The 24,038-nt window shown below is 63.4% G+C and carries 19 protein-coding genes; 9 read left to right on the top strand and 10 right to left on the bottom strand.

Annotated features, from left to right (window positions below; genetic code table 11):
• Positions 1-6: 6 nt before the first annotated feature.
• The 3 genes from LJX93_RS07680 to dacB all read left to right on the top strand — a co-directional run bounded on the left by LJX93_RS07680 (position 7) and on the right by dacB (position 5,677).
• Positions 7-3,615 (top strand): transporter substrate-binding domain-containing protein, encoded by a 3,609-nt coding sequence (locus tag LJX93_RS07680; protein WP_095064876.1) that lies wholly within the window; start codon positions 7-9, stop codon positions 3,613-3,615.
• A gap of 63 nt (positions 3,616-3,678) precedes the next feature.
• Entirely contained in the window at positions 3,679-4,023 is a 345-nt protein-coding gene (locus LJX93_RS07675) for a YggL family protein (protein WP_047583280.1), read from the top strand.
• A gap of 196 nt (positions 4,024-4,219) precedes the next feature.
• Positions 4,220-5,677 carry a D-alanyl-D-alanine carboxypeptidase/D-alanyl-D-alanine-endopeptidase gene (gene dacB, locus LJX93_RS07670; protein WP_033700473.1) on the top strand — a complete coding sequence of 486 codons (1,458 nt, stop codon included), beginning with the start codon at positions 4,220-4,222 and terminating at the stop codon, positions 5,675-5,677.
• 78 nt (positions 5,678-5,755) lie between these two features.
• On the opposite strand, the gene LJX93_RS07665 is transcribed toward dacB, so the two are convergent.
• On the bottom strand, positions 5,756-8,161 hold the full coding sequence (locus LJX93_RS07665; RefSeq protein WP_227696896.1) for a diguanylate cyclase: 2,406 nt from the start codon (positions 8,159-8,161) through the stop codon (positions 5,756-5,758).
• Positions 8,162-8,255: 94 nt separating this feature from the next.
• Entirely contained in the window at positions 8,256-10,448 is a 2,193-nt protein-coding gene (gene rlmKL / locus LJX93_RS07660; RefSeq protein WP_095064873.1) for a bifunctional 23S rRNA (guanine(2069)-N(7))-methyltransferase RlmK/23S rRNA (guanine(2445)-N(2))-methyltransferase RlmL, read from the bottom strand.
• Positions 10,449-11,007: 559 nt separating this feature from the next.
• On the opposite strand from rlmKL, the gene rmf reads away from it, so the two are divergent.
• Positions 11,008-11,223 (top strand): ribosome modulation factor, encoded by a 216-nt coding sequence (rmf, locus tag LJX93_RS07655; RefSeq protein WP_003248687.1) that lies wholly within the window; start codon positions 11,008-11,010, stop codon positions 11,221-11,223.
• Between the two features lie 93 nt (positions 11,224-11,316).
• On the opposite strand, the gene LJX93_RS07650 is transcribed toward rmf, so the two are convergent.
• On the bottom strand, positions 11,317-12,354 hold the full coding sequence (locus tag LJX93_RS07650; RefSeq protein WP_047583277.1) for a quinone-dependent dihydroorotate dehydrogenase: 1,038 nt from the start codon (positions 12,352-12,354) through the stop codon (positions 11,317-11,319).
• A 136-nt stretch (positions 12,355-12,490) separates the two neighbouring features.
• On the opposite strand from LJX93_RS07650, the gene LJX93_RS07645 reads away from it, so the two are divergent.
• The 5 genes from LJX93_RS07645 (at position 12,491) to cobA (ending at position 18,120) form a co-directional block, all read left to right on the top strand.
• The gene (locus LJX93_RS07645) at positions 12,491-13,705 is read left to right on the top strand and encodes a CmpA/NrtA family ABC transporter substrate-binding protein (RefSeq protein ID WP_227696894.1); all 1,215 of its coding nucleotides are present in this window, start codon (positions 12,491-12,493) and stop codon (positions 13,703-13,705) included.
• Positions 13,706-13,716: 11 nt separating this feature from the next.
• Positions 13,717-14,292, top strand: coding sequence for an ANTAR domain-containing response regulator (locus LJX93_RS07640; RefSeq protein WP_033701481.1), 576 nt, complete (start codon positions 13,717-13,719; stop codon positions 14,290-14,292).
• Positions 14,293-14,457: 165 nt separating this feature from the next.
• Positions 14,458-15,669, top strand: coding sequence for a nitrate/nitrite transporter (locus LJX93_RS07635; protein ID WP_033700478.1), 1,212 nt, complete (start codon positions 14,458-14,460; stop codon positions 15,667-15,669).
• Between the two features lie 9 nt (positions 15,670-15,678).
• Positions 15,679-17,349 carry a bifunctional protein-serine/threonine kinase/phosphatase gene (locus tag LJX93_RS07630; RefSeq protein WP_047583275.1) on the top strand — a complete coding sequence of 557 codons (1,671 nt, stop codon included), beginning with the start codon at positions 15,679-15,681 and terminating at the stop codon, positions 17,347-17,349.
• A 27-nt stretch (positions 17,350-17,376) separates the two neighbouring features.
• Entirely contained in the window at positions 17,377-18,120 is a 744-nt protein-coding gene (gene cobA, locus LJX93_RS07625) for a uroporphyrinogen-III C-methyltransferase (RefSeq protein WP_033700480.1), read from the top strand.
• An 87-nt stretch (positions 18,121-18,207) separates the two neighbouring features.
• Here the strand turns inward: cobA and LJX93_RS07620 are convergent, their stop codons facing one another.
• The 7 genes from LJX93_RS07620 to LJX93_RS07590 all read right to left on the bottom strand — a co-directional run bounded on the left by LJX93_RS07620 (position 18,208) and on the right by LJX93_RS07590 (position 23,972).
• Entirely contained in the window at positions 18,208-19,242 is a 1,035-nt protein-coding gene (locus tag LJX93_RS07620) for an OmpA family protein (protein WP_047583273.1), read from the bottom strand.
• A 111-nt stretch (positions 19,243-19,353) separates the two neighbouring features.
• On the bottom strand, positions 19,354-19,920 hold the full coding sequence (sigX, locus tag LJX93_RS07615) for an RNA polymerase sigma factor SigX (protein WP_033700483.1): 567 nt from the start codon (positions 19,918-19,920) through the stop codon (positions 19,354-19,356).
• A gap of 112 nt (positions 19,921-20,032) precedes the next feature.
• A complete protein-coding gene (locus LJX93_RS07610; RefSeq protein ID WP_033700485.1) occupies positions 20,033-20,857 on the bottom strand; it encodes a mechanosensitive ion channel family protein in 825 nt (274 codons plus the stop codon).
• Between the two features lie 2 nt (positions 20,858-20,859).
• Positions 20,860-21,123 (bottom strand): hypothetical protein, encoded by a 264-nt coding sequence (locus LJX93_RS07605; protein WP_033700486.1) that lies wholly within the window; start codon positions 21,121-21,123, stop codon positions 20,860-20,862.
• Between the two features lie 121 nt (positions 21,124-21,244).
• A complete protein-coding gene (locus tag LJX93_RS07600; RefSeq protein WP_033700487.1) occupies positions 21,245-22,240 on the bottom strand; it encodes a zinc transporter ZntB in 996 nt (331 codons plus the stop codon).
• Positions 22,241-22,267: 27 nt separating this feature from the next.
• The gene (gene rraA / locus LJX93_RS07595; protein WP_033700488.1) at positions 22,268-22,759 is read right to left on the bottom strand and encodes a ribonuclease E activity regulator RraA; all 492 of its coding nucleotides are present in this window, start codon (positions 22,757-22,759) and stop codon (positions 22,268-22,270) included.
• A gap of 220 nt (positions 22,760-22,979) precedes the next feature.
• On the bottom strand, positions 22,980-23,972 hold the full coding sequence (locus LJX93_RS07590; RefSeq protein WP_077068566.1) for an alpha/beta fold hydrolase: 993 nt from the start codon (positions 23,970-23,972) through the stop codon (positions 22,980-22,982).
• Positions 23,973-24,038: the final 66 nt, after the last annotated feature.

Here is a 24,038-nt window from a genome sequence, read left to right as displayed (position 1 = left end):
GTTTTCATGGCGCGCCATATCGCCCGGCTGTTACTCGCCCTGGCACTGGTCAGCGGCGCAATACACGCCAACCACCACGGAGTTACCGCGTATGCCCTGCTGGCACGCTCATCGGTAATGCCAGCACAGCCTTCTCTTACGGCCCCGCAACGCCAATGGCTCGAAAGCCGACACGAACTGGTGCTGGGGACCTCTGCGCCCGACTATCCGCCCTTCGACATCACCAGTGGCGGCCGCGACTATCAAGGCCTCACCGCCGAGTATGCAAACCTGATCAGCCTCGCCCTGCAGCTGCCTGTACGCGTGCTGCGCTTCAACAGCCGACAGGCAGCGGTAGAGGCACTCAAACGCGGCGATATCGACCTGCTCGGCAGTGCCAACGGCTATGAAGCGACAACGGACGGTCTGGCACTGTCGCACCCCTATGCCATTGACCAGCCGGTGCTGGTCACCCGTGAGGACGAACGCCGCCCTTTGGACCTGGGCCTGGAGAACATGCGGCTGGGCATGCTCTACCACTACCTGCCGAGGCAGGAGATAGGCAGTGCCTACCCCAAGGCCCAGGTGCTGGCCTTCGGCTCGTCTTCCCAGGCCTTGAATGCCGTTGCATTTGGCCAGGCCGACGTGTTCATCGGCGACACCATCTCCACCCATTACCAGCTCAATCGCGGCCACCTGCCCGGCCTGCGCATCGCCAATTTCAGCAAGCACGAAGCGATCGGCTTCAGCTTTGCCATGCGCAAGGCGGATGCGTTGCTGCTGGAACTGGTCAACGCCATTCTCGACAATCAGCCTGCAGCCGTGCGCGCCAGTATCTTCAAGCGCTGGAGTGCCGGCAGCGACCTGCTCCTGACTGACCGCAAGCTGCAACTGACAGAGGCTGAGGAATTCTGGTTGCAACACCACCCGGTCATGCGCGTGGCCATCGACGATACTGCGGCGCCCTTGTCCTTCTTCGATGGTTCGGGATATTTCAGGGGCATCACCGCCGACCTGCTGGAGCTCATCCGCCTGCGCACCGGCCTGCGTTTCGAGGTGCAGCGCGCCAGCGGCATTGCCGACATGATCGCCCGCCTCAAGGACGGCCGGGTGGATGTGATTGCGGCGCTCACTACCGACGGTGAGGCCGAGCAGACCCTGCAAATCAGCCGCCCTTACCTTGAAAGTGTCTATGTATTGGTCAGCCGAGCGAGCAATGGGCAATACACCTCTCTGGAACAACTGAAGGACCGACGCATCGCGATTACCCGCTACAGCGCGATGGATGACCTTTCCACGCGCTATCCGCACATTGGCTGGATCGAGACCGAGAGCTCCTTCTATTCCACGGCGCTGCTCAAAAGCGGTGCTGTAGATGCCGTGATCACCACCTTGATAGACGCCAACCATGCGGTGGCCACCCACCCCGACCTGGTCATACGCGCCACCGTCGGCAGCGAGCCGGCCAGCTACGCCATGGCAGCCGCCAGCCATTCACAGACGCTGGTATCGATCCTCGACAAAGCGTTGTTGAGCATTCCGCCGGAAGAGCTGGGGGTGATCAACAACCGCTGGCGTGGTTACGGCCTGCATGACGACAGCACCTGGCAGAGCTTTCGCCGGCTCGCCTGGCAAGTGCTGCTGGGTACCGGGCTGTTGCTGCTGCTGGCACTGATCTGGAATGCCCGCCTGCGCCTGCAGATCAAGCAGCGTCAAAGCGCCGAGCGGGCGTTGAACGACCAGCTGGCATTCATGCGTGCGCTGCTCAACGGCACACCGCACCCCATGTACGTGCGTGATCGCGAAGGTTGCCTGCAAAGTTGCAACGACAGCTACCTGGAAGCCGTTCAGGCCTGCAGCGAAGAGGTCATGGGCAAGCGCCTGGAGCAAAGCCTGTTCGCTGACTGCGAACATACTCACCAGATCCAGGCCGATTACCTGAAGGTCATGGCCGCCGGGACCCCACTGATCATCGATCGGCCGCTGCGGGTCAAAGGCCGCGAAATGACCATCTACCACTGGATCCTGCCATACCGCGACTCACTGGGCGAAGTACAAGGCATCATCGGCGGCTGGATCGATATCAGCGAACGGCGCCAGCTGGTTCAGGAACTGCGCCAGGCCAAGCAGCAAGCCGAAGATGCCAACCGCGCCAAAAGCACGTTCCTGGCCACCATCAGCCATGAAATCCGAACGCCGATGAACGCCGTCATCGGCATGCTCGAACTTGCCGTCAAACGTGCCGACCAGGGTCGGGTGGACCGTTCAGCCCTGGAACTGGCCCACCATTCGGCCAAGGACCTGCTGGGGCTGATCGGCGATATCCTCGATATCGTGCGCATCGAATCCGGGCATCTGTCACTCACTCCGGAGCCGGTCGACCTGGCCGCACTGGTCGAGTCGGTGGGCCGTATCTTCGATGGCCAGGCGCGGCAGAAGGGCCTGGCCCTGGAGGTGATGATCGAACCGGCGGCCCGCTGCCATGCATTGCTCGACCCGCTGCGCTTCAAGCAGGTGCTGTCCAACCTGGTCAGCAACGCCATCAAGTTCACCGAGCATGGCCAGGTACGCATCTGCGTTTGCCTGCAGGAAGCAGAAGCCTCCTCTTACCCGACTCTAGAGCTGGAAGTACGTGACAGCGGCATCGGCATTCACGCCGATGACTTGCAACGCCTGTTCAACCCATTCATCCAGGCCAACCCGCACAGCCAGGGTGCCCGCGCAGGCACTGGCCTTGGCCTCGCGATCTGCCGGAGCCTGTGCGAAATGATGGGAGGCACGCTGACCATCAAGAGCCTCGAAGATGTCGGCACCCAGGTTCGCTTGAAAATGCCGTTGCAAGTTGTCAGCGCCGACGCTGTCGAGAGGCCGGTGATCGAACCTGTCGACGTACCCGATCCACGCCTGAACGTGCTGGTGATCGACGACCATCCCGCCAACCTGCAGTTGATGGCGCAGCAGCTGGGTTACCTGGGCCTGGGCCACACCTGCGCCAGGGATGGCCGTGAAGGCTTGGGCCTGTGGCGCGCAGGCGCCTTCGATGTGTTGGTGCTCGACTGCAACATGCCGCACATGAACGGCTACCAGTTGGCCAGTACCGTACGTGCCGAAGAACGGCAATACGGGCGATCGCGCTGCACCATCCTCGGCTATACCGCCAACGCCCAGCCCGAGGTCATGCGCAAGTGCCTGGATGCCGGCATGGATGACTGCCTGCTCAAACCCATCAGCCTGACCACCCTGAGCCAGCGCCTGGCCGGCATCAGCCCACGGGGCCGACAGCCATGGCGGCGCAAACTGTTCGACCTGGAGGGCCTGGGCACGATCGTCGGCCAAGCCCCGAACGACCGCCAGCGCTTTCTGGCCGCCCTGCACGAGAGCCTGCAAACGGACCTGGTGATTCTGATGAGCCTGCCCGCACAAGACGCCGACGCCGTTGCCGACCAGGCGCACAAGATCCTCAGCGCCGCCCGCATGCTGGAGGCGCCCGAGCTGATGGCGGCGTGCGAAGCGCTGCAGAACACCACGTTGCCGACACCGCAACTGCGCCTACGGCGCCAGGCACTGGCCCGGCACATGCGCCGGGTGGAGAAGGCGTTGGCCGCTGACATCAAGGCTACCGGCGGGCTTGAATGAGCAAGGCAGCCACACGCCGAAGCTGGTAGACTGCGCGGCGATATTACCTAAGAGGATTGTTTCATGGCCACTAACCGCTCCCGCCGCCTGCGCAAAAAGCTGTGTGTCGACGAGTTTCAGGAATTGGGCTTCGAGCTGAACCTGGACTTCAAGGAAGACCTGGATGATCAGGCGATCGACGCATTCCTCGATGCCTTCCTGGAAGAAGCCATGGACGCCAACGGCCTCGACTACGTAGGCGGTGACGATTTCGGTCTGGTGTGCTCGGCCAAACGCGGTTCGGTCACCGAAGAGCAGCGTGCTGCCGTCGAAGCCTGGCTCAAGGGCCGCAGCGAACTGACCAAGATCGAAGTCAGCCCGCTGCTCGACGCATGGTATCCGGGCAACGCGATCAACGCGGCCGAGTGATACCTGCGCTACCCAGCGGCTTGCACGCTGAAAAGGCCACCCTTCGGGGTGGCCTTTTTTGTTGGCGTCGCTTTTGTGTCGAACGTGGCCCATCGTGGCTAAGCTTGGGGCATAATGCGCGTTCTATTTCGTCCTGGGGCCATCATCTCTTACAGCCCCAATGTCCTTCTCCCTCGCCGCAGGGTATTTACTGAATATGATCAAAACGCTCCGTCCCCTCGTTCTCGCCGGCCTGCTCCTGCCCTTCGCCCTGCCCAGCCAGGCCGCCGCCGTCAATACCAGCCTGCCACCCAAGGTGCAGCAGGCGCTTAAAGCCAACAAGCTGCAAGACACTGCGCTGTCTTTGGTGATGCTGCCGCTGGATGGGCCAGGCGCCGCGACCGTGTTCAACGCCGATGTCTCGGTGAACCCGGCCTCGACCATGAAGCTGGTCACCACCTACGCAGCGCTTGAACTGCTCGGCCCTACATTCCAGTGGAAGACCGAATTCTACACCGACGGCACCTTGAGCAACGGTGTGCTCAACGGCAACCTGTACCTCAAAGGTGGCGGCGACCCGAAGCTGAACATGGAAAAACTGTGGCTGCTGATGCGTGACCTACGGGCCAACGGCGTGCGCACCATCAGCGGTGACCTGGTACTGGACCGCAGCCACTTCGTGCAGCCCAACCTGCCGCAGTTCAACGATGATGGCGGCGACGTCAACAAGCCGTTCCTGGTCAAGCCTGACTCGTTGCTGGTCAACCTCAAGGCACTGCGCTTTGTCGCCCGCAACGATGGTGGCAAGGTGACCATCGCCGTCGAACCGCCGATTGCCAACATCCGCATCGATAACCAGGTCAAGCCCGTGGCGTCCAAGCAGTGCAAGGGTGACGTGCGCTACAACCCTGTGCCCCAGGCCGATGGCGTCAGCGTGGTGGTCAGCGGCCAACTCGGCGATGGCTGCAACTCGCAGACCTACCTGTCGCTGCTCGATCACCCGACCTACGCCGCCGGCGCCGTGCGGGCGATCTGGAACGAGCTCGGTGGCAGCATCCAGGGCCGCGATCGCATCGAGAACGTGCCCAAGAGCGCACGCCTGCTGGCACGGGCCTTCTCGCCCGACCTGGTGGAAGTGATCCGCGACATCAACAAGTACAGCAACAACACCATGGCCCAGCAGCTGTTCCTCAGCCTGGGTGCACAGTTCCGTACCGATGCCGATGGCGATGATGCCCGTGCGGCGCAACGCGTCGTTCGCCAGTGGTTGGCGAAAAAAGGCATTACTGCACCTCACCTGGTGATGGAGAACGGCTCCGGCCTGTCGCGCGCCGAACGCGTCAGTACCCGCGAGATGGCCGCGCTGCTGCAGGCTGCCTGGAAGAGCCCCTACTCGGCCGAGTTCATCAGCTCCATGCCGCTGGTGGGCATGGACGGCACCATGCGCAAGCGCCTGAAACGCACGGCCATGACCGGTGAGGGGCACATCAAGACCGGCACCCTGAATACCGTGCGGGCCATCGCGGGCTTCAGCCGCGACAGCAACGGGCATACCTGGGCGGTCGCGGCCATTCTCAATGACCCGAAGCCGTGGGGCGCATCGCAGGTGCTTGACCAGGTGCTGCTGGACCTCTATCGCCAGCCGAAACTGGGCACCAGTACTGCGGCCAACTGACCAAGTCTCGGCCTAAACACCGGTGGGGGCCGCAGGAACGGCCCCCCGCGTCTGCCGGCCACCGAGCCCGTGCAGGGCTCAGGTCAATTCCCCTTCCACCCGGTCCCGCCCCGCTTGCTTGGCGGCATACACCCCGGCATCCGCGCGCCACAGCAAGGCATCGGCGCCCTCGCCTGGCCGCCAACCCGCCACACCGAAGCTCGCGGTCACCTCGCCTACCCCTTCGATCGGTACGTTGCGCACACCCTGCCACAGCTCTATCGCCAGTAGCCGCGCCTGCTCGGCATCGCTACCCGGGCACAGCACCATGAACTCCTCCCCGCCCAGCCGGCAGAACACGTCGGTTCGTCGCAAACGCAAGGCGATGCGCTGGCACAGGCTGCGCAGCACCAGGTCACCCACCGCGTGGCCGAACTGGTCGTTGATGCGCTTGAAGTGATCGATATCGAGCATGATCACCGCCAACGCCAAGCCATCACGCTGAGCGCGATCCAGCTCGACCTTGAGCCGCTCCTGGAAATAGCGCCGGTTATGAATACCGGTCAGCGCGTCGGTCACCGACAGCGCACGCAACTCCTCCTCCACCCCCTTGAGGTCGGAGATGTCGGTCAGGTAGCCATGCCAAAGGGTACACCCCGCATCGCCGACCTCTGGTGTCGCTTCGCCGCGCACCCAGCGCAAGCCCGCACGCGGCAGGCAGACCCGGTACTCCTCGCGCCACGGCGTGAGGTGGTCGGCCGAGTAGCGCACCGACCGGCGTACGCGGTCCAGGTCATCGGGGTGGATACGCTCGAACACCAGCGTGGCGTCCTCGTGCAGCTGCTGCAGGTCGACCTCGTAGATGTCGTACAGGCCTTTGCTGGCATACGGGAAGCACGAGCTGCCATCGGCATCCAGGCGGTACTGATAGATGCCGCCGGGTACCTCGGCACTGAGTTTTTCCAGCAGCCGGTCACGCGCCGCCAGCGCCTCATGCACCCGGCGTCGTTCCGTGACATCGATGCAGATCGCCAGGTAGCCGACCCATAGGCCTTGTTCATCGAGCATGGCCGTGACCAGCATGTTGGCCAGCAGATGGCTGTTATCGGCGCGCAGCAAGGTCCACTCGCCAGGCTCGGCACCGCTTTCCTGCACCGTTTCGGCAAACATCGCCAGGCCACCGGCAATACACCGCCCGTAGCGCTGGCTCAAGGCATGGGCGCGCTGGCTGAGTTCTTCAGGCAGCACCAGGTCCTCCAGGCGCAGTTGGCCGATCGCCTCGCTGGCCGTATAGCCAAGCATGCGCTCGGCTCCGGCATTGAAGGTGCTGACCACCCCCTTGAGGTTGGTAGCGATGATCGCCACCTGGGTCGCGGCATCCAGCACGCTGCGCAACTGGTTGTGAGTGCCGCGCAGGGATTGCTCGCTGACTCGAAGCTCTGCAGTGCGCTGCTCGACCAGGGTCAAGGCGCGCTGGCGCTGGCTGAACAGGCTGTAGAGCAAGGCACTGAGCAGTAAGCTCAACAGCCCGCCCAATAGCCCGACCGTCAGCGCAGCCGATGAACGGTTGGCCTTCAGAAACGCCACACTCGGCCGCACAAGCATCTGGAATGGGTGGTCAGCCAGGTGCAGCAACTGGCTGCTCGCCAACGCCAGGGGTGCTGCCTCGTTCTGGGAGTCGAACACCACTTCAGGCCCTTGCAGCCCGGAAGGGTCTTCGATGCGCACGACCAGATTGTCATCAGCCAGGGCCGGCAACCCATCGCTGATGAGCTCGCGCAGGTTGAGCAACGCCATCACATACCCCGCCGCCGCGCCATGCGGCGCTGCGTCGGAGAACACCGGCGCCACCATCAGCAGGCCACCTGCCTGTGCTGCCGGCCGCCCAGCCTCGGCATCCATGATCTGCAGGGGCTCGGACACCGCCATGCTGCCAGGCTCCAGCGCACGCGCCAGGGTTGCCTGGCGCGCGCCCTGGCCAGCAAGGTCGAGCCCGTAAGGGAGTGCCGGCTGATCAGCTGACTGGGTGTAGAGCACCGGAAAGTAGTGGTCACGCAGTGGCGCCGGCTGCCAGTTGCCCTGCGCATCCTGATCGCGGATCACATAACCCTGGCCCAGCCAGGCCGCGGTGCGCTGTTCGAAATCGGCACGCTGCGCCGCCTCTACGCGCGGCGCCCAGGCGTAAGCCAAAGTGCGCTGCAGCAAGGGCCGTGCGTAACCATCGAATTCGCGGGGGGTGATTTCATTGGAGAAGCTGAAAAACCGCCGCAGCCCGTCCAGGCGCTGCTGCTGATCATCAAAACGCTCGGCGATGCGGCTGTAGCGCTCGCTGGCCAGCAACTCGAAGCGCTGGCGCAGTTGCTGCTTGTAAAAGGTGTGCGCGGCAAGCGCCAGGGTGGCCGACAGCAGGCCGCCAGCCACCAAGGCCACCAGCGCCACGGCCCAGGCGGACACCCCTTCGCTGCACAGGCCAAGAAACCTCGCACGTACGCCAAACTTGGACATAAACCCATCTCGTCACATCAGCGTCCTGCGGATTATCTTGCCCTGCCGTCAGTTATAGCTATTGGCCATTAGCGGCGCAATGCACCTCGTCGCTTCAGCGCAATTGCAGGCGCCACGCGCGGTGGATACGGTTGTTGCGGGCGAAGTCCGGGTCCAGCGTCTGGGCGGTGATCTCCTCTACCGCGTAACGCGCCATCAGGTGCTCATCAAGCTGGAACTTGCGGAAGTTGTTGGAGAAGTACAGCACGCCACCTGGCTCCAGCCGCGCCATCGCCAGGTCCAGCAGTTGCACATGGTCACGCTGTACGTCGAACACACCTTCCATGCGCTTGGAGTTGGAGAAGGTCGGCGGGTCGATGAAGATCAGGTCATAGGTGTCGCGGTTGGCTTCCAGCCAGGCCATCACATCGCCCTGCTCCAGGCGGTTGCGCTCGGAGAAACCATTGAGCGACAGGTTGCGCCGCGCCCAGTCCAGGTAGGTTTTCGACAAGTCGACGCTGGTGGTGCTGCGCGCGCCGCCCTTGGCCGCATGCACGGTTGCCGTGGCGGTGTAGCAGAACAGGTTGAGGAAGCGCTTGCCGGCAGCCTCGCGCTGGATGCGCATGCGCATCGGGCGATGGTCGAGGAACAGGCCGGTATCCAAGTAGTCGGTGAGGTTGACCAGCAGCTTGACGCCGCCTTCGTTGACTTCCTGGAAGCGCCCTTCGGTGGCCTGGCGCTCGTACTGGCGGGTGCCGCTCTGGCGCTCGCGGCGCTTGAGCACCACACGCTGGGGCGAGATACCCAGTGCCTGCGGAATCGCGGCCAGGGCATCGAGCAGACGCGCCTGGGCCTTCTCTGGGTCGATCGTGCGGGGTGCCGCGTATTCCTGCACGTGCACCCAGTCGTGGTAGAGGTCTACTGCCAGGGCGTACTCGGGCATGTCGGCATCGTACAGGCGGTAGCAGTCGACCTGCTCGCGACGGGCCCACTTGCCCAATTGCTTGAGGTTTTTTTGCAGACGATTGGCGAACATCTGCGCACCTTCCGACAGGCGCGCTGGCTCGCTTGCCTGTGGCTCCTGGCGCCGGGCCTCGCCGTTTTCAGCCTGAGGGTCGCGACGCTCGCCGGTGACGAACTGGTCAGGCTGCACCTTGAACAACAGCAGCTTGCACGGCAGCGCACCGTTCCAGAATGCGTATTGCTTGTGGCTACGGATGCCCATGCGCTTGCCCAGCTCCGGCGCCCCGGTGAACACCGCCGCTTCCCAGCCCATGCAGGCCTGGCGCAAACGTTCGCCCAGGTTCTGATAGAGATACAACAGGCTGGCTTCGTCGCCCAGGCGCTCGCCGTAAGGCGGGTTGCTGATGACCAGGCCTTTCTGGTTCTGGTCTGGCCGCGGCTCGAAGGTGCTGACCTCGCCCTGGTAGATCTTTACCCAGTCGCTCAGGCCGGCACGTTCGACGTTGTTGCGCCCAGGCTGGATCAGCCGCGGGTCGGCCTCGTAGCCACGGATCCACAGCGGTGGCTTGGCCAGGCCGGCCTGCGCGCGCGCTTGCGCCTCGTCATGGACCTTGCGCCACAGTGCCGGCACATGGCCAAGCCAGGCGCTGAAGCCCCAACGCTCGCGCTTGAGGTTAGGTGCCATATCGGCGGCAATCATTGCGGCTTCGACCAGGAAGGTACCCACACCGCACATCGGGTCAGCCAGGGCGCCACCTTCGGCAGCGATGCGCGGCCAACCGGCGCGGATCAGCACAGCCGCCGCCAGGTTTTCCTTGAGCGGCGCGGCGCCTTGCTGCAAGCGGTATCCGCGCTGGTGCAGGCTGTGGCCGGACAGGTCGAGCGAGAGAATCGCCTCGCCGCGGTCCAGGCGCAGGTGCACACGCACATCGGGGTCGATCTTTTCCACCGACGGGCGCAGGCCTTCACGGTTGCGCAGCTTGTCGACGATGGCGTCCTTGACCTTGAGCGCACCGAAATGGGTGTTGTCGATGCCCGAGCCATGGCCACTGAATTCCACCGCAAGCGTACCGTCGGCGGCCAGGTGGTCAGCCCAGTCAACCGCGTTGACGCCATCGTAGAGGTCGTCGGCGTTCTTCATGTTGAAGCGCTTGAGCACCAGCAACACCCGGTTGGCCAGGCGCGACCAGACGCACAGGCGGTAGGCGGTTTCCATGTCGGCGGCGCCGCGAATGGCCGAGGTGTGCTCGCGCACCTCATCGAGGCCGAGGCCCTTGGCCTCTTCGGCGAGCAGGCCTTCCAGGCCTTTGGGGCAGGTGAGATAGAGTTCGAAACGGTCCGACATGAGGATTCCAGAGCCTTTGGCTATTTGACTGACGAGGCGACGCATCGCCCCGCGATGTTTGCCCGAACACCCTTCCAGCAGGCATCCGAGTGGCCCTCCCCTGCACAACTGCGCAGCAGAACGACCGGGCCGCCTGACCGATCAGCACTTCGCCAGGGGCAAAGACAGCTTAGATCATCAGGCAGTTTGAAAAATTCGAGCGATTCAGGGACCGATGTGACCCTTCGTCGCATTTCAAAATAATTCTGTCATGGCCCAGCAACGCTGGCGAAATGACGTCAATGATCGGCAAACCCCGATCATAGCGGGCTCAACGGCAAATAAGGTTGAGTCGCATTTATTTACTTATCACTTCACCCTTGGAAAGGTTACGTGCTTATGACAAATCGATCATTCACACCGTGACTCGCATTCGTTAGAACTGGTCTTAGGCCGCTTCGCAACGAGGCGGCACCTTCAGCTCGCCACGCCGGCAGCGAGCGCAAACCGGCAGAAAGACTCTGCCCGGCCTCGGAGAGGCCGACGGGACATTACAGTCAACAAGTGAGGGCAACACCCTATGAGAAGACTTAAGCGTGATCCGTTGGAAAGAGCATATTCACGTGGCTACCAATACGGGGTCACCGGCAAATCCCGCGAACTTTGCCCGTTCAATCTTCCTTCTGTTCGCCAAGCCTGGATCAACGGCTGGCGTGAAGGTCGCGGTGATAACTGGGACGGCATGACTGGCACCGCTGGCATCCATAGACTCAACGAAAATCACGCCGTTGGCTGATCGAGGACACTGAATTCGATTTACCATGCACGCCCCATCCGGGCGGCGGGCGAAGGCCCAGGGGCCCCTTGATGGGGCCCTTTTTATGGCCGGTTAAAAACCTGAAGGTTGTCGTGGCATCGCGGCGATAGCATCCACTGCCTCGCGGATCAGCGCAGGGCCTTTATAGATGAAGCCCGAGTAGATCTGCACCAGGCTGGCCCCGGCGGCGATTTTCTCGGCGGCGTGACGCCCCTCGGTGATGCCACCCGCAGCAATGATCGGCAGCTTGCCGCCCAGCTCACCTGCCAGCACCTTCACCGTGTGAGTACTCTTCGCCAGTACCGGAGCACCCGACAAACCACCGGCTTCGCCCCCATAAGGCAAGCTTTCGACGCCTTCACGGCTCAGCGTGGTGTTGGTGGCGATCACCGCGTCCATGCCCGATTCCATCAACGCAGCAGCCACCAGTGCGGTTTCTTCATCACTCATGTCCGGGGCGATCTTGATCGCCAACGGCACGCGCTTGCCCTGCGTAACCGCCAACTGCTCGCGGCGCTCGGCCAAGGCATCGAGCAACTGCTTCAGCGAGTCGCCAAACTGCAGGCTGCGCAGCCCCGGCGTGTTCGGCGAACTGACGTTGACGGTGATGTAGGTGGCGTCGGCATAGACCTTGTCCAGGCAGATCAGGTAGTCATCGACCGCACGCTCGACCGGGGTGTCGAAGTTCTTGCCGATGTTGATGCCCAGCACGCCGTTGTAACGCGAAGCTCGCACGCGCTTGAGCAGGTGATCGACGCCCAGGTTGTTGAAACCCATGCGGTTGATGATCGCCGTGGCTTCCGGCAGGCGGAAAATCCGCGGCTTCGGATTGCCCGGCTGCGGGCGCGGTGTGACGGTACCGATCTCGACGAAGCCGAAGCCCAGCTGAGCAAAGCCATCGATGGCCGCGCCGTTCTTGTCCAGGCCAGCGGCAAGGCCCACCGGGTTGGCGAAGTTCAAGCCCATGACCGACACCGGCAAAGCCGCCGGCTGCTTGCACAGCATGCCATTGAGGCCAAGACGGCCACCGGCACCGATCAGGTCCAGGGACAGGTCGTGGGAGGTTTCCGGGGAAAGCTTGAACAGCAGCTGGCGGGCCAGGGTATACATGGGCGGGCAAGGCTCGGGGTGAATGAGGGGGCGATTATAGCCAGCGCACGGCTGGCATGACAGTAAATCCTCGGCCGCTTGGCACATGCGTTGCTTCGCACACCGCACTGCCTTTTCAGTACGGGCGAGGAACCTTGTGAACACAGCACCCCGAGCAACGCCCCTGGCCTGGGTCAACGGCAGCGACGCGCCGGAAAAACCCAGCCTGAACATTGGCTTCATGGCCCTGACCGATTGCGCCTCGGTGGTGGTCGCCGCCACCCAGGGTTTTGCCCAGCAGCACGGCCTGGCCCTCAACCTCAAGCGCCAGGGTTCCTGGGCGGGGCTGCGCGACAAACTGGTCAGCGGCGAACTGGATGCCGCGCACTGCCTGTACGGCCTGGCCTATGCCGTGCACCTGGGCATCGGTGGTGTGCCAGCCAGTGACATGGCCGTGCTCATGGGGCTGAACCAGAATGCCCAGGCCATCAACCTTTCCCCTGCCCTGCAACGCAAGGGTGTGACCAGCCCTGAGGCATTGGCGCGCCTGGTGCACCAGCATGGCGCACGCCTGACCTTTGCCCAGACCTTCCCCACGGGCACCCACGCCATGTGGTTGTACTACTGGCTGGCGAGCCAAGGCATCCACCCGCTGCGCGATGTCGACAGCGTGGTGGTACCGCCGGCACAGATGGCCGCGCATATCCAGGCAGGCCGCATCGACGGTTTCTGTGTCGGCGAGCCCTGGTCAGCCGATGCCGTCGGCAAGGGCCAGGGTTTTACCTTGGCAACCAGCCAGTCGATCTGGCCGGACCACCCGGAGAAGGTCCTCGCGTGCGCCCGCACCTTCGCCGAGCAGTCCCCCAACAGTGCCCGCGCCTTGATCAAGGCGATCCTCGCGGCCAGCCGCTTCATCGAGCAAAGCCCTGAGAACCGCCGCAGCACCGCACAGCTACTCAGCGCCAATGCCTACCTGGACACCCCGGTGGGCAACATTGAGCCACGCCTGCTTGGCGACTACCAGGACGGGTTGGGCAACCAGTGGCAAGACCCCCACGCCCTGCGCCTGTTCGACCAGGGCCAAGCCAACCTGCCGTACCTGTCCGACGGCATGTGGTTCATGACCCAGTTCCGCCGCTGGGGCCTGCTGCGCGACGACCCCGACTACCTCGGCGTGGCCAGCCAGGTCCAGCAACTGGGGCTCTATCGCGAAGCCGCAGACACCCTCGGCATCCCTTGCCACGGCCTGCCGATGCGCAGCAGCCTGCTGATCGACGGTACACGTTGGGACGGCAGCGACCCCTACGGCTATGCCCGCAGCTTCCGCTTGCATGCCCTGGGCGACACACCCGAAGCCTGCGCTGGCCTGTGAGGGGGATGAACATGCTGCGTATCCTGCTGATCGACGACACTCAAAACAAGCTGGGCAGGCTCAAGGCGGCCCTGAGCGAGGCCGGTTTCGACGTCATCGAAGCCCCGGGCCTGACCATCGACCTGCCCGCCTGCGTCGAAACGGTGCACCCGGACGTCGTGTTGATCGATACCGACTCACCGGATCGCGACGTGATGGAACAAGTGGTGCTGGTCAGCCGCGACCGCCCAAGGCCCATCGTGCTGTTCACCGACGAGCATGACCCGGGCGTGATGCGCCAGGCTATCCAGGCGGGGGTCAGCGCCTACATCGTCGAGGGCATCCACGCTGCGCGGCTGCAGCCAATCCTGGATGTGGCCATGGCCCGCTTCGAGAGCGACCAGGCGCTCAAGGCGCAGTTGGTGGCGCGCGACCTGCAGTTGGCCGAGCGCAAGCGCATCGAACAGGCCAAAGGCTTGCTGATGAAGATGAAGGACTGCAACGAAGAGCAGGCCTACACCCTGATGCGCCGCCAGGCCATGAGCCGGCAACAAAAGCTGATCCAGGTGGCCGAGCAGATCATCGCCATGCACGAAATGTTGGGCTGAACCCCGAAGGAGCGAGTTGGCCCAGCTCTTGCTGAAGAAACCACACCGGTAGCCAACGGCGGTTGCCCCACTTGATCCCGACAAAGACGTCGCTCACCCCTCCACAGCCGTGGGCCGGGTAGCGGCGTCTTTTTCGTTCCGTTGTTTTGCCGAGTGAGGTGTTCAATGAGTACCAGCTTCTGGAAATCCGGGCATGTGCCCACGCTGTTCGCTGCGTTCCTGTATTTCGACCTGAGCTTCATGGTCTGGTACCTGCTCGGCCCGCTGGCGGTGCAAATTGCCGCCGACTTGCAGCTGAGTGCACAGCAACGTGGCCTGATGGTGGCCACACCCATTCTGGCCGGTGCGATATTGCGCTTCGCCATGGGCCTGCTGGTCGATCGCCTGTCGCCCAAGACCGCCGGCCTGATCGGCCAGGTCGTGGTCATCATTGCCCTGGCCGGCGCCTGGTACCTGGGCGTGCACAGCTACGAGCACGCCCTGCTGCTGGGCGTCTTCCTGGGTTTTGCCGGGGCCTCGTTCGCCGTTTCGCTGCCACTGGCCTCGCAGTGGTACCCGCCTCAGCACCAGGGCAAGGCCATGGGGATCGCCGGTGCCGGCAACTCGGGCACGGTGTTCGCGGCGTTGCTGGCGCCCGCCCTGGCCGCAGGCTTTGGCTGGAACAACGTGTTCGGCTTCGCCCTGATCCCGCTGTCGCTGACCCTGGTGGTATTTGCCCTGCTGGCGCGCAACGCACCTGAGCGGCCCAAGCGCAAGGCCATGGCCGACTACCTCAAGGCCCTCGGTGACCGCGACAGCTGGTGGTTCATGTTCTTCTACAGCGTCACCTTCGGCGGCTTCATCGGCCTGGCTAGCGCCCTGCCCGGCTACTTCAGTGACCAATATGGCCTGAGCCCGGTCACCGCCGGCTACTACACGGCTGCCTGCGTCTTTGCCGGCAGCCTGATGCGCCCACTCGGCGGCGCCCTGGCCGATCGCTTCGGTGGCATCCGCACCTTGCTGGGCATGTACAGCGTGGCCGCCATCTGCATCGCCGCAGTCGGCTTCAACCTGCCCAGCGCAACCGCTGCCCTGGCGCTGTTCGTCAGCGCCATGCTCGGCCTGGGCGCCGGCAATGGCGCGGTATTCCAGCTGGTGCCGCAACGCTTTCGCCAGGAGATCGGCGTGATGACCGGGCTGATCGGCATGGCCGGTGGTATTGGCGGCTTCCTGCTGGCTGCGGGGCTTGGCACCATCAAGCAGCACACCGGTGACTACCAGTTGGGGCTGTGGCTGTTCGCCAGCCTCGGCCTGCTGGCCTGGTTCGGCCTGCATGGCGTCAAACAGCGCTGGCGCACCACCTGGGGCTCGGCCGCCGTGACTGCGGCGCGGGTCTGAGGCACGCCGATGAGCCTGCAACTGAGCTTTGCCCACGCCAGTGCCACCGGGCCGCGCGCGGAAAACCAGGATGCCCTGCGCCTGGTCACGCCGGCGCCGGAACTGGCCGCCAGCAAAGGCTACCTGTTCGCCCTCGCCGACGGTGTCAGCCAATGCGCCGATGGCGGCCTGGCAGCACGCGCCAGCTTGCAGGCCCTGGCCCTGGACTACTACGCCACCCCCGCCACCTGGAGCGTGGCGCAGGCGCTGGACCGCCTGCTGCTGGCGCAGAACCGTTGGCTGCGTGCCCAGGGTAGCGGCCAACCGCTGCTGACCACGCTCAGCGCCCTGGTGCTACGCGGGCGGCGTTTTACCTTGGCGCATGTTGGCGACTGCCGGGTCTACCGCTGGCACCAAGGGCACCTGCGGTGCCTGAGCGAAGACCACGTCTGGGACCAACCGGGTATGCAGCATGTGCTCAAGCGCGCGCTGGGCCTGGACCAACAACTGCTGGTCGATTACCTGGAAGGTGAACTGCAGGCGGGCGAGTGCTATGTGTTGGTGAGCGACGGCGTCTGGGCCAGCCTGGGGGACCAGCACATCCAGGCGGTATTGCGCGAGCAACCCGACCTGCAGTTGGCCGCTGACACGCTGGTCGCCAGCGCTCACCTCAATGGCAGCCAGGACAACGCCAGCGCCCTGCTGGTGCAGGTGCAACAGCTGGGTACGGCCAGCCTGGGCGATACCCTGGCGCAGTTGCAACAGTGGCCTGTACCCGGCCCCCTGCGTGAAGGCCAGGCGCTCGATGGTTGGCAGGTCGACACCCTGCTCTCGCACAGCCGTCAATCGCTGCTGTACCGGGTACGTGACGGCCACGGCCAGCCCTGGCTGCTCAAGACCCTGCCCAGCGCGCGCGAACAGGAGCCAGGGGCCGCCCAAGGGTTGCTGATGGAAGAGTGGTTTCTGCGCCGGGTCGCAGGGCGACACTTCCCCGAACTCCACGTCGCCAGCCAGCGCCAGCACCTGTATTACGTGATGCGCGAACACCCCGGCCAGAGCCTTTCGGCACTGCTCGCCGAGCACGGGCCGCTGCCCTTGGCGCAGTGGCTGGAGATCGCCCGTCAACTGCTGCAAGCGGTCGGCGTGCTGCATCGGCGCAACTTGCTGCACCGCGACATCAAGCCAGACAACCTGCACCTGGGCGCCGATGGACAGTTGCGGTTGCTGGACTTCGGCCTGGCGTATTGCCCCGGCTTGTCTGAAGACCCGCAGCACGAGCTGCCTGGCACGCCATCCTATATCGCCCCGGAAGCCTTCGACGGCCAACCACCCAGCCCGCGGCAAGACCTTTATGCCGTCGGCGTGACGCTTTACCAGCTGCTGACGGGGCACTACCCCTATGGCGAAGTGGAGCCGTTCCAGCGGCCACGCTTCAGCCAGCCGGTCAACGCTGCGCGCTATCGCCCCGACCTGCCGGAATGGTTGCAGCACAACCTGCTGCAAGCGGTAGCGGCCGACCCGGCGCAACGCTTTGAAACCGCCGAGCACTGGTTGTTGCTACTCGAACGCGGCGACCGCCAGGAGCTGGCCCACCGCCCCCGCCCCTTGCTGGAGCGCGAACCGCTGAAAGTTTGGCGCACCCTGGCCCTGCTGTCCCTGCTGTGCAACCTGATAGTGCTGCTCGTCCTGCTCAAGGGCTGAGTACACCTTGCCGAAGAGGAAACAACGATGAATGCGAAAGTCTGGCTGGTCGGCGCCGGCCCTGGTGATCCCGAACTGCTTACCCTCAAGGCCGTGCGCGCATTGCAGCAAGCCCAGGTAGTGATGATCGACGACCTGGTCAACCCCGCAGTGCTTGAGCATTGCCCCCAGGCACGGGTGATGGCCGTGGGCAAGCGCGGCGGCTGCCGGTCCACGCCTCAAGCCTTTATCCAGCGCCTGATGTTGCGCCATGCGCGCCAGGGGCGCTGCGTGGTCAGGCTCAAAGGGGGCGATCCGTGCATCTTCGGCCGTGGCGGCGAAGAGGCTGCCTGGCTGCAAGGGCATGGCATCGAAGTGGAGCTGGTCAACGGCATCACGGCGGGCCTGGCAGGCGCGACGCAATGCGGTATATCGCTGACTTCGCGCGGGGTGAGCCGCGGCGTGACGCTGGTAACGGCACACACCCAGGATGACAGCGAGCTGAACTGGGCGGCGCTGGCCCAGGGCGGTACGACGCTGGTGGTGTACATGGGCGTTGCGCGGCTGGAGCAGATTCGCCAAGGCCTGCTGGCCGGCGGGATGGCTGCGCATATGCCGGTGGCGATGATCGAGAATGCGTCATTGGCGCAGCAGCGCGAATGCCGCAGTGATGTACAGGGGATGGTTGAGGATGCGCGGGCGTTCGGGCTAAGCAGCCCGGCAATTCTGGTGATCGGCGAGGTCGTCACCGGCGCTGTAAGCGCAGCCTTGCGTTGCGAAAGGGTTGCGTAGCAGCCCCAGAATCTCAGTGTCACCCCCTAAATCACAGACAAAGAAAAACCCGGCCGAGGCCGGGTTTTTCATGAAGCATCAAACCAATTACTTGGCCTGGGCTTCTACTTGCGCTTCAACGCGACGGTTAACAGCGCGACCTTGTTCGGTGGCGTTGTCGGCAACCGGACGGGTCTCGCCGTAGCCAACCGATTCAACACGGTTGGATTCTACGCCGTACTGATTGGTCAGTACTTGCTTGACAGCGTCGGCACGACGCTCGGACAGCTTCTGGTTGTAAGCGTCTGGACCCACGGAGTCAGTGTGACCTTCCACGGTGGTGGTGGTCGATGGGTACTGCTTCATGAAGTCAGCCAGGTTCTTGATGTCGCCGTAGCTGTTAGGCTTGACGACCGACTTGTCGAAGTCGAACTTGACGTCCAGCTCAACGCGAACGACTTCGGCAACAGCCGGGCAGCCGTCGGCGTCAACGGTGACGTTGGCCGGGGTGTCTGGGCACTTGTCGACGTTGTCGCAGACGCCATCGTTGTCGCTGTCGGAGCAGACTTCGGCAACTGGGGCCGGAGCAACTTCAGCTTGCTTCGGGCTACCGCCGAAGTTCAGACCAACGCCAACGCTCGGGGCCCACTCGGTGTCGCCCTGGTCGATGTTGTACTGAGCTTCAACGCCGGCACGGGCGTAGAACATGTCGGTGATGTACCACTTGGCGCCAGCGCCAACGTTGGCGAAGGTGGAGTGGTCACGACCGCCACGGCCGGTCTGGCCCAGCGACTGGTGCGAGAAACCAGCGGAAACGTACGGACGGATGGCGTCGTACGGGTTGTTGAAGTGGTAAACGGCGTCCAGGGCGGTGTTCGAGCCCTTGATGTTCTTGCCGTCTTCGCCACGAGCGTTGTGAACTTCGTCGTAGCCCAGACGCAGTTCAACGTCGTCGGTCAGGAAGTAACCGATCGAGCCGCCGAACAGGTTGCCGTCGTTCTTGAAGTCGCGCTGGCTGTCGAAGAATTCTTTTTTGTAAAAGATTTCAGTTTCGACGGCGCCTTGACCTTGTGCCATAGCGCCAATCGAAGTGGCGGCTACAAGCGAACCAATGGCCAAGCCCAAGGTGTTTTTCAATTTCATCCGTTAAATCCCCATCTGGTGATAGTTAAGCAGTCCCACCAACAACAAGGGGGACAACTCGACGGCAAGTCTAGCAGAACTCGCCGATTCGTTAGAGATATTTGCACACGCTTAAGTTTCATCGAGCCCGTGAAATTTCTCCCGAAGCTTGTCTAGCGCGCGCTTGTAACGCATTTTCGTCGCGCTCAGGCCCATGTGCATGATGTCGGCGATCTCCTGAAATTCCAGCTCTGCGACAAATCGCAGCACCAGGATTTCCCGGTCGATCGGGTTCACATGCACCAGCCACTTGTCCAGCCCGCCCTTTTCTTCGGGTTTCGGAGCCTTGTCCTCGGACGCCTCTTCAACAGGGTCCAGGCTCAAGGCATCCATCAGCCGACGTTTGCGGCGCTCCTTGCGGTACTGGGTAATGCACTCGTTGTAGGTGATGCTGTAGAGCCAGGTCTTGAACTTCGATTTGCCCTCGAAGTTCTTCAGCCCGTACAGCACTTTGAGCATCACCTCCTGACAGACATCGTCGGCATCCCGGTCGTTCCCCAAATAACGCGCACAGACGTTGAACAGGGTCCGCTGGTAGCGCCGCATGAGCTCCTCATAGGCGCGGGTAACGTGGTACAGCTCCTCATGCGAACGCGCCACCAACTCTTCGTCGGTGAGCTCGCGGGGGTCATAACGCATGGGCGGCGAATGAACTTTATTCAAAACGAATCTGGCCGACAGTCAGGTCAATGTCGCCGCGCGACCCCGGGGGTCGATTTCGCGGCGGCATACATTAACAGCTTTTGTGCGGTTAGCGGCTATTGACGCGCTGCTCAAGCAGCACACGGTTCGACAGCGACACCAGTTCGCCATCATCGGTCAACAGCGTCGTCTTGACCGTGCCGATTTCCTCGATATGCCCTTCGACCTCTCCAATCCGCACCTGCTGGCCGACTTGATACAGCTCACGCACGTAAATACCGGCCAATATCTGCCCGGCGATTTCGCGGCTGCCGAGGCCCATGGCCAAGGCAACGGCCAGACCAACGGTAATCAGCCCGATGACGATCACGTGGTTGAGCAGGTCGGTCTTGACCTCGAGCTGGCTGATGGCCACCGAGATGCTGATGATGATCACCAGGCCTTGGGTGATACGCCCAAGGCCTGCGGAGTACTCAAGGCCAATGCCTTCGGCAGCGCCGCGCACCAGGCCATTGGCCACCTGCGCCAGCAGCACACCGGCCAGCAGCACCAGCGCCGCGCCGAATACTTTCGGCAGGTACAGGGCGAGCATGTCGAGGGTCGCCGAAACCCGCTCAAGGCCCAGCGATTCCGCGGCCGAGACGAGGAAGATCAGCAGTACGAACCAGTAGACGATCTTGCCGATGAGGGTCGAAATCGGCACCTGGATGCCACCGCGGCTCAGCATCTTGGTCAGCCCGGTACCTGCCATCAGGCGGTCCAGGCCGAGCTTGGCCAGCAGCTTGGACAGCAGCGTATCGAGCAGCTTGGCCACTACGAAACCGAGCAGCACCACGACCAGGGCGCCGAACAGGTTAGGGATGAAGTTCGCCACCTTGGTCCAAAGGGCAGTCATGGCGGTGACCAGGCTTTGGGTCCAGAGATCCAGTTCCATATTCAATCGGCCTTATCTGCTTTGCTGCCGGTGGCAGCGTTGCGGGTAGAGTTTCTGCGCACCGGCGCTACATGCGCCGAGCCATTGTTGACGGCGATCAGCAGCGCCTGGCTCCAACGGCCAAGCAGGCTGAACAGATCACCCGCACCGACCTGGCGGTTGGCGGTTTTCAGCACACGACCCAGGCAGGCGGCGTCGTCTCGGTCCTGGCCGGACGGCGACGCCTTGAGCAGGTCGCGCAGGGATTCTTCAAACGGATCGTGCATGGGCACCTCGCGCAGTATCTGTCAGAGACGAGAGCGCCGGGGCATGGGTCACACATCGCCTGGGGGCGTGTGGTGCAAAATGAACCGCTGTCGCCTGCTTCGCGGGCAAGGAATTCAACATCTAGACCCACCGCAGCCGACGGAACAGCCACCACTGCCCTACCGCCAGCCCCAGCACGATGATGCAGGCAAACAAGAAGCCGTAGGGGTTTTCCGCCCCCGGAATGCCGCCGACATTGATGCCCAGCAAGCCGGTGATGAAGCTCATGGGCAGGAAGATGCAGGTGATGATGCCGAAGCGGTACATGGTGCGGTTCATGCGCTCGCTGCGCCGCCGGTCCTCGCTTTCAAGCACCAATGCGGCCCGCTCGCGGGTCAGCTCCAGCTCTTCGAGGTAACGGATCAGGCTGTTGTTCAACTCGTTCCAGTAGTCGGCATCGGCATCAGCGAACCAGCTCCACTTGCTGCGTGACAGCTGTGCGTAGATTTCCCGCTGCGGCGCCAGAAAACGTCGCAAGCCGGCCGCACGGCGGCGGATCTGCTGCAGGCTACCCTGCTCGGGAGTGTACCGCTCGTCGGATTCGACCTTTTCTTCCTCGAGGTCGACCAGCTCGGACAGGTCGCTGACCAGGCCCTGGACCTTCTCGGTCAGCAGCTCACCCATCAGCAGCAATAACGCCGAAGCTGACTTCGGCCCCCTGCCCTCGCCGAGCAACTGGAGCATCTCGTCACTGGCCCGAAGCGGCCGCAAGCGCAGCGAGATGACCCGTTGCGCCTCGGCGAAGATGCGCACCGAGACCATGTCTTCAGGTTCGGCGCCCGGGTTGAGGTTGACCCCGCGCAAGAACAGCAACAACTGTTCGTCCACCAGCGGCAGCAAGCGCGGCCGGGTGTTTTCTTCCAGCAGCAGTTCGCAGGCGAACTCGCTCAGGCCGCTGTCGCGCAGCAGCCAGGTGCGGGTTTGTGGATGGCTGCGGTCCCAGTGCAACCAGAGGCTTTCCTGGGGGTGCAGTTGCAGGTCGTCCAGTTCGGTACGGGCAATCGAGCGCGCGCCGCCTTTGCCATCGAGCACCAGGGCATGCACCAGCCCCCACTGCGCGTTGTCTTCCTCGAACATCAAAGCTCCATCAGCGCGTGCGGCGCATCACTCCGGCATTTTCAGCGGGCTTGGCGAAACCAGCACGCCATTGTTGTCGGCATACACATATTCGCCCGAGCGGAAGGTCACCCCGGCGAAAGTCACCGGCACGTCGAGCTCGCCGACGCCACGCTTGTTGCTTTTTTTCGGGTGGCTGGCCAAGGCCTGCACGCCGACGTCGGTCTGGATCAAGATGTCCACGTCACGCACGCAGCCGTAGATCACCAGGCCTTCCCAGCCGTTCTTGGCCGCTTTCTCGGCCAGCATGTCGCCCAGCAGCGCACAGCGCAGCGAACCGCCACCGTCAACCACCAGAACCTTGCCCTTGCCGTCGAGCTCGACCTGCTCCTTGACCAGCGAGTTGTCTTCGAAGCACTTGAGGGTGACGATCTGGCCACCGAACGAATCGCGGCCGCCGAAGTTGCTGAACATAGGTTCGAGCACCTGGACCAGGTCAGGGTAGGTGTCACACAGGTCGGGCGTTACGTAATGCTGCATGGGAAGCTCCTGTCAGTCACAACGAAAGCGGGTATGGGCCAAGGCTACACCGAGGAAGCTGTTGACGTCATCCGGGACCGAGCAGTCAGTTGCATTCCTTCGGCACTGGCCTCTTCGCGGGGCAAGCCCGCTCCCACAGGTATTTCACTGCCTTAAGAACAGTGGGGCACCTGTGAGAGCGGGCTTGCCCCGCGAAGGGGCCAGCGCAGGCAGCATGGAATCAGCTGGCTGGCACAGCCTGCGCCACAACAGTCGATGCATGCACCGGCATAGACGGGTTCCTCAACCAGCGTTCCACCAACGGCCAGACCTGCGCCTGCGCGGCCTTGCTGACCAGCATGTCGACATGCCCGAACGCATCGAAGCCTTCCTCGCGGCCCAAGCGCAGAAACTGCTTGCGCTCCCCGCCCAACTGGTCGAACAGCTTGCGGCAAGCCCAGACCGGGTCCTGGTAATCGCCCGTACCGGCCACGGCCAGCACCGGCACATCCACTTGCGCAAGGCCCGCCCACCAGTCGTTGTCCTTGTCGCCAAAGCGCCCGAACAGGCCATGCCAGCGCATGCTTTCAAGTGCCAAGCCGATCGGTTCGTCCTCGGGGCCACGCTTAAGCCGCTGCCCGGGAATCTGCCGCCAGCGCTTGAGCAGCAGCTTCGCCCCCCACACCACCGGCGGCACTTTCAACGGCCAGTACACGCGGCTGACCTGGGTACCGAAGAACGCGGCGCTGGCCACCTGCTCGGTTGGCAGGTAGCCGCCACCCAGTGCAGCGGCCAAGGTTGTCCCGCCCAGGGAATGGCCAAGCCAGTGCGGCGCCTGGCCGGTTTGTTCCAGCACGAAAGCGCCAATCAACGGCAAGTCATCGCGGGCATAGTCGGCGACACGGTTGTGCTGCCACTGGCGATTGCGCGGCGACAGGCCATGGCCGCGCATCTCCGGGATCCACACATCGAAACCCGCGCGGGCCAGAAACGCGCCCAGGCCGACCCCTTTGGGCGAATACCAGAAGCGCCGATTGGAAAAACTGCCGTGCAAAAGAATGACCGGTACGCCTTGAGCCTGACCCTGATCGGCCAGGCCAAGGCGGGTCACGGCCAGCTCGACGCTCGGGTCAGGGCTGTTGCCGGCCTTGATCCGGTACACGTCTTCGCTCAAGTCGCCTCGCCGCTCAGCGCTGAGCAAGGCCACGGGAAATAAAGTGCTGCTGCTTTGCATAAGGTTGCTTGGTGCACAAAAAAGGGCGGGAACCATTACTGGAACTCGCCCTGGATCAAACCAGGC

This window comes from Pseudomonas sp. HN2-3, from assembly GCF_020691745.1.
GTDB lineage: Bacteria > Pseudomonadota > Gammaproteobacteria > Pseudomonadales > Pseudomonadaceae > Aquipseudomonas > Aquipseudomonas capeferrum.
The sequence above is the reverse complement of the archived record's forward strand: the minus strand, read 5'-3'. Positions and strand labels throughout refer to the sequence as shown.